This window comes from Paenibacillus sp. BC26, from assembly GCF_900116125.1.
GTDB classification, from domain to species: Bacteria; Bacillota; Bacilli; order Paenibacillales; family Paenibacillaceae; genus Paenibacillus_Z; species Paenibacillus_Z lignilyticus.
This window is the reverse complement of record NZ_FPAD01000002.1, coordinates 893,406-910,482: the sequence shown is the minus strand read 5'-3', so window position 1 is coordinate 910,482 and position 17,077 is coordinate 893,406. Positions and strand designations below refer to the sequence as shown.

13 protein-coding genes are annotated in these 17,077 nt (G+C 53.7%); 12 read left to right on the top strand and 1 reads right to left on the bottom strand.

The window, feature by feature from the left end; all coding sequences use genetic code 11:
* Positions 1 to 85 precede the first annotated feature (85 nt).
* From BM412_RS20130 to BM412_RS20110, 5 genes are all read left to right on the top strand, one after another.
* Complete coding sequence (locus tag BM412_RS20130) at positions 86 to 835, top strand: phytanoyl-CoA dioxygenase family protein (protein WP_091222320.1); 750 nt, start codon at positions 86 to 88, stop codon at positions 833 to 835.
* A 562-nt stretch (positions 836 to 1,397) separates the two neighbouring features.
* Complete coding sequence (locus BM412_RS20125; protein ID WP_091222318.1) at positions 1,398 to 5,225, top strand: glycosyl hydrolase 53 family protein; 3,828 nt, start codon at positions 1,398 to 1,400, stop codon at positions 5,223 to 5,225.
* A gap of 161 nt (positions 5,226 to 5,386) precedes the next feature.
* Positions 5,387 to 7,147 (top strand): sensor histidine kinase, encoded by a 1,761-nt coding sequence (locus tag BM412_RS20120; RefSeq protein ID WP_091222315.1) that lies wholly within the window; start codon positions 5,387 to 5,389, stop codon positions 7,145 to 7,147.
* Positions 7,140 to 8,741: a response regulator gene (locus BM412_RS20115; protein ID WP_091222311.1), complete on the top strand. Its 1,602-nt coding sequence runs from the start codon at positions 7,140 to 7,142 to the stop codon at positions 8,739 to 8,741. Before BM412_RS20120 ends, BM412_RS20115 begins: the two co-directional genes overlap by 8 nt.
* 111 nt (positions 8,742 to 8,852) lie before the next feature.
* Complete coding sequence (locus tag BM412_RS20110) at positions 8,853 to 10,592, top strand: type 2 periplasmic-binding domain-containing protein (RefSeq protein WP_256256471.1); 1,740 nt, start codon at positions 8,853 to 8,855, stop codon at positions 10,590 to 10,592.
* Between the two features lie 718 nt (positions 10,593 to 11,310).
* On the opposite strand, the gene BM412_RS31925 is transcribed toward BM412_RS20110, so the two are convergent.
* A complete protein-coding gene (locus tag BM412_RS31925) occupies positions 11,311 to 11,496 on the bottom strand; it encodes a hypothetical protein (protein ID WP_143111665.1) in 186 nt (61 codons plus the stop codon).
* Between the two features lie 39 nt (positions 11,497 to 11,535).
* Between BM412_RS31925 and BM412_RS20105 the strand changes: the two genes are divergently transcribed.
* The 7 genes from BM412_RS20105 (at position 11,536) to pduL (ending at position 17,072) form a co-directional block, all read left to right on the top strand.
* Positions 11,536 to 12,435: an ABC transporter permease gene (locus tag BM412_RS20105; protein ID WP_091222309.1), complete on the top strand. Its 900-nt coding sequence runs from the start codon at positions 11,536 to 11,538 to the stop codon at positions 12,433 to 12,435.
* Positions 12,436 to 12,449: 14 nt separating this feature from the next.
* Positions 12,450 to 13,328, top strand: coding sequence for a carbohydrate ABC transporter permease (locus BM412_RS20100; protein WP_091222306.1), 879 nt, complete (start codon positions 12,450 to 12,452; stop codon positions 13,326 to 13,328).
* A 129-nt stretch (positions 13,329 to 13,457) separates the two neighbouring features.
* Positions 13,458 to 14,129: an ethanolamine utilization microcompartment protein EutL gene (gene eutL / locus BM412_RS20095; protein ID WP_256256470.1), complete on the top strand. Its 672-nt coding sequence runs from the start codon at positions 13,458 to 13,460 to the stop codon at positions 14,127 to 14,129.
* 20 nt (positions 14,130 to 14,149) lie between these two features.
* Positions 14,150 to 14,470 carry a BMC domain-containing protein gene (locus BM412_RS20090; protein WP_091222303.1) on the top strand — a complete coding sequence of 107 codons (321 nt, stop codon included), beginning with the start codon at positions 14,150 to 14,152 and terminating at the stop codon, positions 14,468 to 14,470.
* Positions 14,467 to 15,945: an acetaldehyde dehydrogenase (acetylating) gene (locus BM412_RS20085; protein ID WP_091222301.1), complete on the top strand. Its 1,479-nt coding sequence runs from the start codon at positions 14,467 to 14,469 to the stop codon at positions 15,943 to 15,945. Before BM412_RS20090 ends, BM412_RS20085 begins: the two co-directional genes overlap by 4 nt.
* Before the next feature lie 30 nt (positions 15,946 to 15,975).
* Positions 15,976 to 16,263, top strand: coding sequence for a BMC domain-containing protein (locus tag BM412_RS20080; RefSeq protein WP_090981122.1), 288 nt, complete (start codon positions 15,976 to 15,978; stop codon positions 16,261 to 16,263).
* Between the two features lie 11 nt (positions 16,264 to 16,274).
* Complete coding sequence (gene pduL, locus BM412_RS20075) at positions 16,275 to 17,072, top strand: phosphate propanoyltransferase (RefSeq protein WP_091222298.1); 798 nt, start codon at positions 16,275 to 16,277, stop codon at positions 17,070 to 17,072.
* The last annotated feature ends 5 nt before the right edge of the window (positions 17,073 to 17,077 follow it).

The following is a 17,077-nucleotide window of genomic DNA, read 5'->3' as shown; positions in this document are numbered from 1 at the left end:
ATGATGATTATCGAGGGAGACATGTATAAATCTGGAAGTGAACTCGACCTCGTGAAACGAATCGCGATAAGGAGGAACTATCGTAATGAAGCTCACGTACGAACAGAAACAGTCCATGCTCGCCAAAGGTTATATTCATATCAAAGGCGCCATTCCTAAAGTCATGATCGACCACGCGTTAAAGCATATTAATCACTCCGTCGGACAAGGGATGCCGCTCGAGATGATGCCTACTTATCGCGCGCAATCCTACTGCCCGGAGCTCTCTGACAAGCCGCCGATTACCGGGTTGTTTAACGACACGCCGATTAAAGCTTACGTAGAGGAGCTGCTCGGCGAAGGGATGTCCCATCCGGTCACAGGCGGCCAGATCGCCTTGCGTTTCCCTTTGCTGCAGGATCCGCCAACCATCAATAAACCTCACCTGGATGGCATGTATACGCCGACCAATGGGGTGAAGGAAGGCACGATTGGCAATTTCTCCATGCTTGTCGGTGTACTGCTAAGTCCGGTGCGTGAACCCTTTGCCGGTAATTTTACGGTCTGGCCGGGTACGCATAGCATTTATGAGCAGTACTTCCGCGAGCATACACCGGATGCTTTGTTGAATGGCATGCCTCCTGTGGAGCTGCCGGAACCGGTTCAGACCTTGGGGGAGCCCGGCGACGTGTTCCTCGTTCACTATCAGCTTGCACATACGGTAGCGGTGAATGCATCGCCTAACACGAGATACGCAATCTTCTTCCGAGTCTCTCATCTCGAGCACGAGCAGGATTGGAGAGCTCCGATGACTGATATTTGGAAGCATTGGCCGGGGATTCGCGCGATTCAATAACTAAGAAATATCATGGCGGGCTCATAGCGAAGAGCCAACTTCCAGTCTGCGCAGTACAAGATGAAGAGCTACCTTCCAGCCTGCGCCAGCACATGACCAACAGCCAACTTCCAGCGTGTAACGGTTGTGACAGTGGTTATTTCGTCTAAATAGTCCGATTTTATTGTCTAACGGTTGCCAAGGAGCTTATTCGGATATTTTCTGATGGAAATCTACCCTTATGCGGCGAATAACGATGCTCACAACCGTTAGATTTGTAAAAGTCGCCCATTCATGAAATAGCCGCGCTGACAACCGTTAGAAGAAGAGTGCCACTATACAAACCCGTAAACTAAAAAGAAACCCGCCGTTTTGAAAACGGCGGGTTTCTCTAATAAGAAGTCCCCGATCCCACTCTCACCTAGTCCATACATCAGCTAATCCCCTCCGCTGACCAACAAACTCAGGCCATCCCAATACTGCTTGTCAAAACTGTAGATATGTTCATTTCGTGCCATACGTTCCGCCGCAGACCTTCCCTATAATTGAAGATGCAGGACATTCATCAGGGGAGGTAATTGGTTTGAATCGTTCATATCATCATTTCCGCTTGAATCGGTGGAGACAAGGGCTCTCGGCCTTGACCGCCGTCATTATGCTTCTATCCATGGTCATATCTGCTGTTGCTTTACCGGGGAAAGCGGGAGCAGCTGCAGCGAATGTACTGACAAATCCCGGCTTTGAGGATGGACTGAACGGCTGGGAGTATACATCACTGGATGGATCGGAACCGGGACCGGCTTCGACGCTTACCGTCTCGGGAAGCGACGTGCACACCGGGGCCGCCGCCGCGAGCTATTGGAACGGCAGTGCTTATGCGTTCAAGCTGAGCCAGACGGTGACCGGACTTGCGAATGGGATCTATACGCTCAAGGCGTGGTCCTCCGGGGACGCCGGAAATAACAATTTCAAGCTGTATGCGGACAACTTCGGAGGCAGTGGGAAGCTGACAACGGATATTACGAACAGCGGCTGGGGCACGGTTACGCCTTATACGGTCGAGCAAATTCTTGTATCAAACGGGCAAGCGACAATTGGTTTCGAGGTGAACAGTTTGGCGGGAAAATGGGGCTTTTTTGACGATGTGGAGCTGGTGAAGGCAGAGGAGCCAACGGTTCCGGAAGAATCCGATGAACCGTTCATCAAAGGTGCGGATATTTCAAGTCTGCAAGCGATCGAAGCTGCCGGAGGCAAGTATTATGAGGGCGGCGTTCAGCGCGATTTGCTGGATATTCTGAAGGATCACGGCGTGAATTACGTCCGGCTTCGGATTTGGAACAATCCGGTAGAGGCAGACGGCTATAACGACAAAGCCCATATCATTGAGATGGCACAGCGAGCGAAAGCGAAGGGGATGAAGCTGCTGCTGGATTTCCATTACTCGGATTTCTGGGCAGATCCGGGCAAGCAGGTGAAGCCGGAGGATTGGGCGGATTTGAGCTTCGACGAGCTGAAGCAAGCCGTCTACGATTACACGGCAGATGTAATGAACGGGTTGAAAGCCGTGGATGCCTACCCCGACATGGTGCAGATCGGCAACGAAATCAATCCGGGCATGCTGCTTCCGGACGGCTCGACTTCGGACTACAGCAAGCTGACCGCATTGCTGAAGCAGGGCATTCAAGCCGTGCGCGACACAACCCCCGAGGAGCATAAGGTTAAAATCATGCTGCATCTGGCAGAGGGCGGCAACAATTGGGCGTTCCGCAGTTTCTTCGACGCGATGGAGGCGGCATCCGTCGATTATGACGTCATCGGCATGTCCTACTATCCGTTCTGGCATGGTCCTTTCCAGTCGCTGAAGGATAACTTGAACGATATGGCGGACAGATATGGCAAGCAAGTGATCGTTGCGGAGACGTCCTACGGCTTCACGGTCGAGGACGGCGACGGTTACCCGAACAATTTCGGGCAAAAGGAAGCGGATGAAGCGGGTTTCCCTGCAACGGTAGAGGGGCAGAAGCAAGTGCTCACCACCGTCATGAACACGGTAGCGCATGTGCCGGGCGGCAAAGGAGCAGGCGTCTTCTATTGGGAGCCGGCATGGATCCCGGTTCCGAAGGACAGTGAGGGTAATTTCCAGGCAGGCTGGAAAAGCGGCGAAGGCGCATCGTGGGACAATCAGGCGCTGTTTGATTTCCGCGGTAACGTGCTCCCATCGCTGGATGCATTCCAATTCGAGCCGGGTGATCTGGACACCAAGGCGGCACTGACGGCGACGAATCCTGAAGGCATCAGCGTTCCTGTCAATGAACCGGCGGAAACCGTGTCTGCGCTCTTGCCGGCAACAGCGGATGTGCTATGTAACGACGGCAGCATTGAGCCAGCAGCCGTGGAGTGGTCCGCGATTGAACAGGATGATCTGAGCCGAATCGGCACATTCTTGGTCGATGGATTCATAACAGGCACGGAGCTTGCGGTTAAGGTTCCGGTTACCGTAACGACCAATCGCAATCTCTTGCATAACGGAAGCTTCGAAGACAGCACGGCCTTCACGGGCTGGACGGTCACGGATTCCGGCGGCGCAGCTAAAGTGAAGACCGATGCCGCGAATGCATTCGCAGGTACTAAAGCCGTCAATTATTACGCAAGCGCAGCTTTTGGCTTCACGATGTCGCAAACCGTTACCGGCTTGGCAAATGGCACTTATCTGCTTCAAGCAAAGATTTCCGGCGGCGGCGGGGACCATGCGATTCATCTGTTTGCCCAAGACTTCGGCGCGGATCCGGTGCAAAGCGGCAATATCGTCAATACGGGCTGGCAGAACTGGAACGATGCAGAGCTTGGCCGCATTCAAGTGACGAATGGTCAAGTCACGATCGGTCTGACTGTCGATGCGCCTGCCGAAACATGGGGCTGGATCGACTCCTTCGAGTTGTATAGGGAAACGCCCGTTGCCGAATGGACAGATGCGAAGGCATTGACCGCTTCGAATGTGGGCACAAGCAGCGTGAAGCTGGCTTGGACCGGCGCGGCGGATGCGGATCAAATAGAAGGCTACAAAATCTACAAGAACGGGAAACTGCTCACTGCGGTTACCGCTGGAACGGAGTATACAGTTTCAAATCTAAGCGCGAATACAGCCTATAGCTTCAAAGTGGAAGCGAGCTTAGATGGCGAGATTTGGACGTCAACAGGTCCGTCGACAACGATACAAACCGCTCAAGAATCCAGCCCCGTAACAGGGCCGGTAACGCCGACAGCGCCAAGCGATGCAGCTTCATTCGCCATTGGGGCAAGCGGCTTGTCCGCTAATGCGGATGGCAAGGTGGAAGTTGCTATACCGACAGGCAAGACGGGCGTTACTCTTCCGGCTCAAACGGCGGAGCTGCTTTTAGGTCACTCGCTTACCCTGAATACAGAGACGTTTTCGCTGAGCATTCCATCATCGGTGTTCCTCCGGCTGGCGGATTTAGGAGATGGCTCGGCAGACAGCGCGATCACGCTGACATTCGCGCCTTTGGATAAGGATGCGGCCAACAAGCAGACGGAGCTGCTAGAGAAACAGAACCATGCGGACATCGCGATTATTAGTCAAATCTATGAATTCAAGCTGTCCATCCGTTCGAAGGACGGCAAGGAATCGAGCCTGTCGCAGTTCGAAGAACCGCTCACCATTCGTATCTCCTCGGCAGGTGTTACCGATCCAGATATTGCCGGTATCTTCTTCATTGGCGATGACGGCAAAATGGAATATATCGGGGGAACGCGAGAAGCTGCAACTGATAGTATTACGGCAGAGATTCACCATTTCAGCAGCTACGCGCTGCTGCAAGCAGAGCAATCCTTCTCGGACGTTTCACCGGGGCACTGGGCTTACAAGACCATTCGCCAGCTGGCGTCCAAACTAGTCGTGAGCGGTACGGGCCAAGGTCGCTTCGAGCCTAGCCGCACGATTACCCGCGCAGAATTTGCAGCCCTGCTTGTGAAAGCATTAAAACTCGAACTCGCGGATACCGCCGCTTCCGGAACAACAACGGAGAAATCGTTCACCGACGTTCCCGCTGATGCCTGGTTTGCTCCTTACGTAGCGAAGGCTGTTCAGGCTGGCATGATAAACGGCAGAAGCACGGAGTTATTTGACCCGCACAGCCCGATCACACGCGAAGAAATGACCGTGTTAACGATGCGAGCTTATACGTTCGTTCACGGCCAAGGCACATCGGCCGCAGCGGAATCCTCTGAACCATTCGCAGATCAGAGTGAATTCTCGGCATGGGCTGCAACAGCCATCAATCAAGCATCCGCACTCGGACTTGTGCAAGGGCAAGCGGCCGGCCGATTTGCACCGCAAGGAGCGGCAACGAGAGCTGAGGCTGCCCAAGTAATTTGGAACGTACTCGAGCATTAGCACGCACTAGGCACAGCAAGAGGATTCTCTCAGTCCTGCAACGGGTCTGAAGGGGAATCCTCTTCCCCGTTTGACCGGAAGAAGCTTGGAGACAACCAAGCCGCGCCTCCATTATAATGTTGAAGCATGTCATTACACCTAAGGCAAGGATGGGACGCGCAATGCCAAGAATTAATCTGTTCAGCAAAATCGTCATCACGCTGGCTGTTCTGATCGTGTTGATTGCAGGACTCTATTTCCTATCCAATCAGACGAGCACGGATGTGCTGCGAAACGAACTAAATAAGTCGAATACGAGCAAGCTCGACTTCTTCCAATCGCAGGTAGATGCGAACATGGACTCCGTTACGTTATGGCCGAATTTGCTCGTGCGCGATCCTGACATATCCGAGCTGAGGGACATGGCTCCGATCGGGGAAGGTTCGCTCGACCTCGATATGATTAATTTGGTGAAACGAATTCAACAGAAGATAAGCACGCAGGAGAGCTCTATTAATTGGAAGTGCTCGCTTTACATATACTCGCCTCGACTCGGCCGCGTCATCACCGTTAATGATGTGCGCAGCTATGACGATGCGGCGCTCAAGCAGCGACTGCGCCAAGGCTGGCATGTGAGGAAGGATTCGCCTGACGCCACGAACAGCTACGAGTTCTCGCTGCTAACCGTCACGCCTTATTATGCGATGAAACGGCCTGAGGATGCCGATCTCATGATCGAGGTGCGCTTCAACAGCAGCAATATCGTCAGGATGCTGGATGAATTCAACAGCGATGGCAGGCGTAATCCGTTCTTCTACAAGCAAGACGTAGGGACGATTTTCAATAACACGGCAGACCGAAGCGTCGCGCAGGAGCTGGTAGGCAAGCTGGAACAGCAGCATTTGATGGATATCAGCAACCAGACGATTGAGCTCAAAGGCATCAAGTATCTGGTCAATACGAAGCAGTCTCCGGTGACGCAGTGGTACCTGGTCGACTATATCCCGTACAGCGATGTCATCGGCCCGATTCAGAAATCGAACAATCTGTTCTATGCTACTCTCTGTTCCCTGTTAATTATGGGCTGCGTGATAGCTTATCTTCTGTATGCGCAGGTTCAAGTGCCGATGAAGAAGCTCATTCAGAGCTTCCAACGGCTCAAGCAGGAAGATTATTCGGTTCGGCTCGTGCCGAAAGGAAACAGCGAATTCAGCTACGTCTTCATGCGATTTAATTCCATGGTGGCGCAAATTCAAGAGCTGTTCGGCACCGTTTATTTAGAGAAAATCCATGTGCGGGAAGCGCGGCTCAAGCAGCTGCAATCTCAGATCAACCCGCATTTCTTCTATAACTGCTTTTCGTTTATATCGAGCATGGCTAAATTGGAGAATTACAAAGCGATTGTGGCGATGTCTCAAAATCTATCGGCCTACTATCGCTATACCACGCGGCAGGAGCGAGGCGAAGTGAAGCTGGCGGAGGAGCTGGATTTCGTAACGAGCTATTTGGAAATCCAGCGGCTGCGCATGAACCGGCTGCATTTTGAGGTGGAGCTTCCCTCTTGGCTGCGCCATCTGGACATCCCGCCGCTGCTCATTCAGCCGCTTGTGGAGAATGCCGTCCTGCATGGCATCGAGGGCAGGGCAGGTGAGGGTATCATCCGGCTTACCGCGAAGGAAGAGGCCGGAGAAATCCAAATTCGGGTCGAAGACAACGGCAAAGGACTCGATGAAGCGGGGATCCGTACGCTTATGAATAAGCTTGATGAGCCTATGGGCGAAGAGACGGGCTGCGGATTATGGAACGTCAATCAGCGGCTGCAGCTACGCTACGGAGAAGGAGCGGGCATGACCATTACGAACGGAGAGCATGGCGGCCTCATCGTAACGCTGCATTGGCGTACCCATCACGGTGACGGAAAGGAGACTAGAGGGCATGATTGAAATATTGCTCGTGGACGATGAGTCCTATGTAACGGAAAGCTTGAAGAAAACGATTCCTTGGGAAGCGCTGAACGTTCGTGCGGTCTATACGGCCGCTTCTGCCATGGAAGCCGTTGCGATTATGGAAAATCAGTCGATCGATATCCTCGTGACGGATATTCGGATGCCGGAAATGGACGGTCTTGCGTTAGTTCGCTTGGTAAGCGAGCGTTGGCCGGATATGAGGCGCATTCTGCTCACGGGTTATTCCGATTTCGAATACGCCAAGAAGGCGATTCAGCTGCAGGTGTCCGATTATATTCTGAAGCCTGTCGATGATGATGAATTTATGCGCAGCATACTAGGTGCGATAGAGTCGCTCAAGGATGAGTGGGAGGAAGCTGACCGCTACCACCGGCTGCTCTACGACATGAAGTCGGATCATTCCGTGCTCAAAGAAAACCTCATGAACGATCTGCTGCTCGGCAGGCAGCTGTCGAGCCGGACCATCGGCGATAAGCTGCGTCAGTATGCACTTCCGATAAGTTTGGACGCTCCATCGTTCTTGATGCTGATTCAGCTGGGCAGCCATTTTGCCGATTATGATCCGCAGTCGGTGCGGCTGATTGAATTCGCGGTCGGCAACATCGCCGAAGAAGTGTTAGGCGCATCGTTTAAGGTGTGGCCGAGCAAGGCGCCGCACGATTGTCTCGTGCTGTTGATCTCAGGCGAGATCAGGCCGCTGCGGGCAGAGATGGAGAAGCTCGCGCGCGAGGTTGGCCTGCAGGTGCGAACCCATCTCAAAGGTGACATCTCGATCGTCGTCAGCCCGTGGTTCGAATTTCCGAGCAAGCTGTCAGCCGCTTATCGCAGCGCGCTTGGTGCATTGCTTCAACATGGACGAACGAATGAGGCATCGATTCTGTTTCAAGAAGATTACCCGGAGAGCCGGTACTCGGTGAAGTCGATCGAAGCGCTCTATAAACCGCCAACGCTTATTCATTTGCTGGAGTCGAAGCAGTGGACGGCAGCCGAAGAGAAGATTGGCGAAGTGTTCGGTTACCTGGAAGCGGAGAAAGCATTCATTACGATGGAGCATCTGTACGAAGTGTACCTATGCATTACGAATGCCTATCTCTATCTCGTGCATAAGCAAGGACTGTTGATCCATCAGATCGAAGGCTTGGAATTCGATCTGATGCTGAACCAGAGCGTGCTGCAGTCGCCGGAGCGGCTGCGCAAATGGGCGCTGCTATCGCTGGAGAAGCTGAAGCAGGAGATGTCCGAATCGGATCGCTACACGAAGAGCCATATGATTAAGCAAGTGCAGGAACTCGTTACGCAGGACATCGGGCTTGATATTTCGGTCAAAACGATTGCCGATAAAGTGTATCTGCATCCGGTCTATCTCTCGAAGATTTACAAGAGCGAGACGGGAGAGAGTCTTGGCGATTTCATCATTCGCATTCGGATGGAGAAGGCGCTCTATCTGCTGAAGCACTCCAATAAGAAGATTTACGAGATTACTTCGGAGCTGGGTTATCAGAACCCGCAATATTTTAGCAAAATGTTCAAGAAGCATTACGGCATGACACCGAATGAATATAGAGACTAACGAGGCAGAAGGTTGGCAAAGGTGCAGAAATCTTCGCTAAGTATCATAGGTTCCGCACCGACACTTCCCTATAATTAATCTTGTAAGACATAACCGCGTAGGGGGAAGAACATGACAACCACATGGAAAAAGGGGATATTCGCAGCATCCGCGCTTATGCTGATCGCTTCCGGTTTGGCGGCTTGCTCCGGTAATAACGAGAACGGAAACAGCGGCAACGGGAACAAAAATGCGGCTTCCACGGAGCAGAGCAATACGACGAGTAACGCAGCAGCAAACACGACCGAAGAGGCGAAACCGGAGAGCGCTTATAAAGACAAATACGATCCGCCGGTTACCATCTCTACCGTATGGGGCGTTGACCCCGCACTGAAATTCAAGAACGGCGAATCCATCGAGAACAACGTTTCTACCAAATGGGCGCTGGATACGCTGGGCATCAAAATCGATTCGCTCTGGTCGGTAACCGATACGAATAATGCTTTTGCAACGAAGCTTAGACTCTCGCTGTCTTCCGGTCAGGATCTGCCGGATGTGGTGACAGTCGGCGACTCACAGCTGGCGCAGGATCTGATCGAAACCGGCGCGTTCCGCGATGTGGGCGAGCTGTTCGACCAGTATGCCAACGAGAAGTGGAAAACGGCGATGAATCTTGATCCGAACGTCTGGAATCCATACACCCGCGATGGCAAGAAGATGGGTATTCCCGTACTGGACTATGCATACAACCACGATTACCTGCTGTGGATCCGCCAAGACTGGCTGGATAAGCTGAATTTGCAAGCGCCGAAGACGCTCGATGATTTGGAGAAAATCATGGATGCGTTCAAGAATCAGAATCCGGACGGTCTGAAGCCGGATAAAGTCGTACCTTTGTCCATCGGCTTCAAGTCGACGATGAACACGTGGATGGGCGATCCTTCTTGGATCTTCGGCGCGTATGGCACGATCCCCGCGCAGTGGAATCAAGCGGCTGACGGCAGCCTGGAGTGGGGCTCCATCAATCCGGCTTCCAAGCAGGCGCTGGAGAAGCTGAAGCAATGGCGCGATAAAGGCTATATTCCGAGCGAGGCAGCGATCTGGGATGAGAACAAGACTGCAGAGCCTGCGGTAGCGGGAACAGCGGGCATCATTCCCGGACCTTACTGGATGAGCGGCTGGCCGCTGCTGGATACGGCGAAGAACGTGCCAACGGCAGTGTGGAAGCCATATGCAATACCTACAGGACCTGACGGCAAAGCCGGCCGCCATGGCACGAACTTTACGAGCGGCGTAACGCTGATCAACAAAGACATGGAGCATCCGGAAGCGATTTTCACGTACCAGAATTATCTGTTTGACCATCTGGCTGATCCGCAAACGGGCAGCGATTGGGATCTTGGCGTATTCAAAGGCTATGACTACGATCTGGACGCTAGCGGAAACCCGCTGTACCTGGACAAAATCCCGGGCGGCGAAGTGAACATCAACCGTTACTGGCTTGTGAAAGATGGCGCACGTATTCCGGATGCCCAAATGAAAGCGCTCTTGAAGCTGGCTGACGGAAGCGAAGCGACGACGAAGCTGGAGAAAGAAGTGAAGAACAACTACGGGCCGGAAACGCCTGCTGCAGCGAAAGTGCTGTTATCGCAGCCGGATATTTCGTTCAAGGATTTGTTCACGGGACCGGCAACGCAAACGATGCAATCCAAGCTGGATTACCTGAAGAAGATCGAGCTGCAAACCTTCAACGAAATCATCTACGGCAAGAAGGGCTTGGACAGCTTCGACCAATTCGTCGCCGATTGGAAATCCGCCGGCGGAGACAAAATGACGCAAGAAGTAAACGACTGGTACAAGAGCACCAAATAACCCTACTCCGGGGCAGCTGGGCAACCGGCTGCTCTTTTTTCTAAAGATGTTGGTTGTGGTGAAAGCTGTGTCCGTACGTTTGATGTAGTAAATTGCATCTCGCATTGGCTGGCTTGCGCAGAAAGTTGCATCTGCGTAGCTGATCTAGTAACTTGCATCTCGCATTGGCTGGCTTGCGGCGAAAGCTGCAACGGTGTGCGTGATTAAGTAACTCGATCTCGCATTGGCTAGTTTGGCTCCGAAGCTGCATCTGGGAGCCTAATCTAGTAACTTGCTTCTCGCATTGGCTGGCTTGTGCCGAAATCCGCGTGCTGAGCTAGTAACTCGCATCTCGCAATGGCTAGCTTGTGCCGAAATCCGCGTGCCTAATCTAGTAACTAGCATCTCGCATTGGCTGGCTTGCGCCGAAATCTACGTCCGTGTGCCGCTATCCCGTTACCGTAATCCGCTGTATCTCGTGTGTTCATGCACCGCGAAAATCTAACGAATCCTGGAGGTCTTATTTGGTCGGAATTCCGGGCTCCGAGATTCTAACGAATCGTACGGGTCTTATTTCGGTAAAATGGCCTGTAATTTACTCGAAAACCCCCAAATAAGGCTTCTACGATTCGTTAGAATTTTTTTGAAGGTGTTTTGGGGCAAATAAGACCTCTACGATTCGTTAGAGTTTGACGCAATCTGCATCACACGATTTGGAGCTGTATTTGCAACATGCGTGTCATGTGTAAGGTACCGTAATTGGAACGCCTGAAATCGCAACATGCGTGCTACGCGTGAGCAGCGCCTCTCGCGTACCGGGTACTGTCGCGCACCGCAACTCGCGGCGCCGCATCCCGCCACCGGGTGCTGCGCCTGCAGCTTCTGCTGCCACGCGCATCCGGCGGCGGCTACCGACCTGCACCATACAGCCGAATAACTTAACAAACGCATTAGGAGGTACATGATGACTGGTTATCTCAAGAGAACATGGTACTTTCATGTGATGCTTTTGCCCGCCCTGTTGTTTCTCATCGTGTTCAACTACTTGCCGATGGGCGGCATTGTGATGGCATTTCAAGATTACAAGCCATGGCTGCATATCAGCGGATCCGACTGGATCGGGCTTGATAATTTCCGATCGCTGTTCGAGCGCGAGGATAGCTTGCAGGTCATCTGGAATACCTTTTTTATCGCCCTGCTCAAAATCGTTTTTAACCTGATCACGCCATTCCTATTTGCGATTCTGCTTAATGAAATCCGTCAGCGGCACTTGAGCCGCTCGGTGCAAACGTTAGTGTATTTGCCGCACTTCCTCTCTTGGGTTATTCTCGGGGGGATTCTCGTTGAATTCCTCTCCTCCGACGGAGGCTTCGTCAATCGCGTGCTGGGACAGCTGTTCGGGATCAAGCCGATCTTCTTCCTCGGGGATGGCAATTGGTTCCGTTTCACGGTCATCGTATCTGAGGTGTGGAAGGAATTCGGCTACGGCACGATTGTATTCCTAGCCGCGCTTGCCGGCATTAATCCCTCGCTCTATGAGGCCGCCGAGATGGACGGCGCGAGCCGCTGGAAGCAGACGCTGCACATTACGATTCCATCGCTGATACCGATCGCGATTGTGGTGGGCACGTTGTCGCTCGGCAACATACTGAATGCAGGTTTCGATCAGATTTTTAACCTATACAATCCGCTTGTGCTGGATAAAGGCGATATTATTGATACCTTCGTTTTCCGTACGGCGATTCTCGATGGACAGTTCGGTTTTGCAACGGCAGTGGGGCTGTTCAAATCCGTCATCAGCATGATCCTGATTATTATTTCGTACCGGTTAGCCTTCAAATGGGCTAATTACCGGGTGTTCTAAGGAGGGGCGGAGAGATGTATCACAAAACGGTGCCTTATCGCGTATTCAACATCTTCAATACCTGTCTCCTGATCCTGTTGTCGCTCGCCTGCATTATCCCGCTCATTCATGTGTTCGCGATCTCGTTCAGCGCGAAGTCGGCGGCTGACGGCAACTTGGTCGGCTTGTGGCCGGTCGATTTCTCTACGGTCGCGTATACGAAAACCATCGATAACCCGGTGTTCCTTCACTCGCTATGGGTTTCGGTAAAGCGTACCGTCATCGGCACGATCGGCATTCTCGCTGTCGCTTGTCTGGCGGCCTACCCGCTTTCGAAAGAAACCTTGCAGTTTAAAGGTCGCTCGGTTTATGCCTGGCTGTTTGTGTTCACGATGATTTTCAACGGCGGTCTGGTGCCTTTCTACATCGTCATCCAGAAGCTTCACCTCATGGATAATTTCTGGGTGCTCGTGCTGCCGGGAATCGTCAACGTGTGGCTCATTATCTTGCTGATGAATTTCTTCCGCGGCGTGCCGAAGGAGCTGGAAGAAGCGGCGCTGATCGATGGCTCGGGCCATTTTGGCATCCTGCTCCGAATCTATCTGCCGGTTTCGCTGCCTGCCTTGGCAACGCTTGGACTGTTCGCGATGGTCTGGCATTGGAATTCTTGGTTTGACGGCATTCTGTATATTAGCGATAAAGGGGAATACCCGCTCGCTTCTTACCTGCAGACAGTCATCGTATCACGGGATATGAGCTCCATGAATTTCTCCAAGCAGGAGATGGATCTGCTGTCCCAGAAGACGATTAACGCAGCACAGATCTTCATCGGCGCGCTGCCGATTCTCATCGTATATCCGTTCTTGCAGAAGTTCTTCGTAAAAGGACTGGTTATGGGCTCGGTGAAGGAATAGGGCAGCAGCGGGAGGCATATCTTGTTAACAAAAGCATAGACAGTTAGGCAATGGAGCCTAGGCAGGGAGCGTGCGCGGAGCACGCTTTCAACCTAGGCTCTTTCTGTCTGCCTGCGTGGGGGGATTCGGGTGATTCGGCAAAAGCAGCAGCAACGACCGATATACGCAATTCCGCTGTCTGTCAGGGTTATTCCGAATGTGGATTCGGGACTGGCCGCACAGCTCGGTCTGAAACCGAGCACGCGGAGCATCGGGCTCATTACTTCGACCATTGATGATGTCGGATATACCGCAATGGATGAAGCAACGAAGAAAGCAGCTGTTGAAGTGGTGTATGCCAAGTCGTTCTACGCTGGTTCCTCACATTCATCCGGCCCGTTGTCGGGGGAGTTTATCGGCATGATTGGCGGGGCTTCGCCGGCTGAAGTGGCGAGCGGACTGGAAGCGGCCGTGGCGCTGATGCAAAGCGGAGCCTGCTGCTTTTATGCCTTGAATGAGGAAGGCACACACGCGTACTATGCGCATGTCATCTCCAGAACAGGCACTTATCTATCCGCAATAGCCAATATAGCGGAAGGGGAGCCGTTAGCTTACCTCATCGCGCCGCCGCTTGAAGCGGTCTGCGGCTTGGATGCCGCTCTGAAGGCTGCGGATGTGAGGCTGTGCACGTTCTACGGTCCGCCGACGGAAACCAACTTCGCCGGCGGTTTATTGACGGGCAGTCAATCTGCATGTGTGGCGGCAGCAGAAGCTTTCGCCGAGGTGGTGGCAGAGATCGCCGGGAGACCCATCAAACTGTGAGAAAGCAAAGGTGAGCGGATATGAAACAGCCCTTGCAATCACTGGGCTTGATTGAGACGCATGGACTTCCCGCGCTTATTGCAGCTGCGGATGCTGCGGCCAAGACGGCAGACGTGAGGGTGACGGCATACGAGAAAATCGAGGCCGGTATCGTAACCCTCTATATTCTCGGCGATGTCGCGGCGGTGAAAGCAGCCGTGGATGCAGGCGGACTGGCAGCGCGGGCAGTCGGCAAGCTGCTTGGCGTTCATGTTATCGCAAGGCCGGATGCTGCAATCTCCCATTTCGTAGAATCGCTGCTGCCTCCGGATTTGGCGGGGGGAGGTGACCACCCGGCATGAAGCTGGACGTGGATTTGCAAGCGATCCAGGAGGTGCGCGATTGTCTGCATCAAGCGAAGGCTGCGCAGAAACAGTACGAGTCTATGACGCAGCTTCAAGTAGATCGCATCGTGGAGGCGATGGCTGCTGCTGCAGAGGAGCATGCGGAGCGGCTTGGCAGGCTGGCCGTCGAGGAGACCGGCTTCGGGAATATCCCCGATAAGAAGGCGAAAAACCTGTTTGTGGCGCGCAATGTTTACGAGGCGATCAAGGCTATGAAGACCGTCGGCATCATCAGCAAGGACGAAGAGCGAAGCGTATGGGAAGTGGCGCAGCCTGTCGGCGTCGTCGCTGCCATCGTTCCATCCACCAACCCGACATCGACGGTCTTCTTCAAAAGCTTAATCGCGCTCAAAGCAAGGAATGCCATCGTCATTTCCCCCCACCCCGCTGCGCTGCGATGCTCGCAAGAGGCGGCGAGCCTGATGCGGCAAGCGGCAGAGGAAGCAGGCGCTCCGCCCGGTTTGATTCAATGTTTGTCGTACCCATCGGTCGAAGCGAGCATGGAGCTGATGAGGCATAAGCTGACGGACGTCATTCTCGCAACCGGCGGATCGGCCATGGTGAAGGCTGCCTACAGTTCTGGCAAGCCTGCGTATGGTGTTGGCCCCGGCAATGTTCCTGTCTATGTTCATCACAGTGCGGATATCCCGCGTGCAGCAAATCAGATTGTGCAGAGTAAAATCTTCGATTACGGTACGATCTGCGCCTCCGAGCAAGCGATAGTTGTCGAGCGGCAGGTGAAGTCACAGCTTGTCGATGAGCTTAATAGGCACGGTGCGCACATGCTGAGCGGGCAGGATAAGGAGAGAGTCGCAAGCATCATCATGTCGGCTAACGGTAAAAGCTTGAATCCGAAGATCGTAGGTAAATCGCCGCAAGCCCTTGCGGCGATGGCCGGTATTTCAGTCCCGCAGCATACAACCGTGCTGATTGCGGAAGAAACCGGCGTCGGACTGCCGTATCCCCTGTCGGTGGAGAAGCTGACGCCGATCTTGGCGCTGTACACCGTCGACGATTGGCAGGAAGGAAGCCGCCGCTGCACGCAGCTCCTTGAGCTGGGAGGACTCGGACATACGCTCGGCATCCACTGCGAGGATGAGCGAATTATCGAGGCATTCGGGTTTCAGCTTCCCGCCTCGCGCATTATCGTCAACGCGGGGACGACCTTCGGCGGAATCGGTGCGACTACCGGCATTCAGCCGTCCATGACGCTCGGCTGCGGATCGCTCGGGCATAACATTACGTCGGATAACATCGGGCCGCAGCATTTGATGAATGTGAAGCGGGTGGCCTTCGGCATTCGCGAGATGCCATCCTCGGAACCCGCCGCTGCACAGCTCGCCGAACAGGTTGCGGGCAGACTCGCTGTCGGTATTTCCAGAGAAGAAGTGTTAGCGATCGTGAAGAGTGTGCTTTCCCAGATGAAGCTCTAATTGAGCCCAACCAATAAGGAGGAATGAACAATGGCAGGCGAACTCACGGCCCTAGGCATGATCGAGACGAAAGGATTGATCGGCTCCATAGAAGCAGCGGATGCGATGGTGAAGGCGGCAAACGTAAGGTTGGTAGGCAAAGTCCATGTTGGAGGCGGACTGGTTACGGTGCTGGTCAGAGGCGATGTCGGCGCGGTAAAAGCGGCAACGGACGCTGGTGCGGCCGCCGCCGAGAAAGTCGGAGAGCTCGTCTCGGTTCACGTTATTCCGCGTCCGCATTCCGATATCGAGTTTATTCTGCCGAAGCTTGAAGGCTGACCTCGCTCACGATGAGACTCATTACGGAAGCGTCGCTGCGTGCGAGACTGGCTCGGGGGCTCCCGAACCCCTATCCGGTTGAACAGGGAGACATACTGACGCCGGCCGCCGCCGATTTCTTGAAAGCCCGGGGGATTCCGCTGCTTAAACAGTCGGACGCCTTGAAGGCGGCAGCTTATATGCTCGAAGGAGACGCGGTAGATCAAGTAATCCCTGTAGGCGTGTCAGGCCGGCATGTGCACCTCTCCCAGCAGCATCTCGAAGCCCTGTTTGGCGCCGGATATCAGCTGCAGCCGCTAAGAGAGCTGTCTCAACCGAAGCAGTTCGCTGCGAAAGAGACGGTCACGATTGCCGGTCCTAAAGGGGCCATTCCGCTTGTTCGCATTCTCGGCCCGATTAGAGCTGCCACGCAGGTGGAGATATCTCGCACGGATGGTCATACGATGGGTCTTCAGCCGAAGGTCAGACTTTCCGGCGACATCGCCGGCACATCAGGTATCACGATTATAGGTCCGGCTGGTACCGTCGTTCTTCAAGAGGGACTGATCATCGCGAAGAGACATGTGCACATGTCGGCGGTGGAAGCGGCGGACTATCAGGTTGCTCACGGCGATCGCATCATGCTGCAGGCAGACTCGGAACGACCGCTTATTTTTCCGGATGTTATCGTACGAGTGGATGAGCGATTCGCGCTTGAGCTGCACATCGACCGGGATGAAGCGAATGCTGCCGGATTGGAAACAGGCGATAAGGTGAGGGTCATCGGGAAAAATGGCATCATTGTCCCAGGCGTTGGTACGAGGAGGTGAGTCAG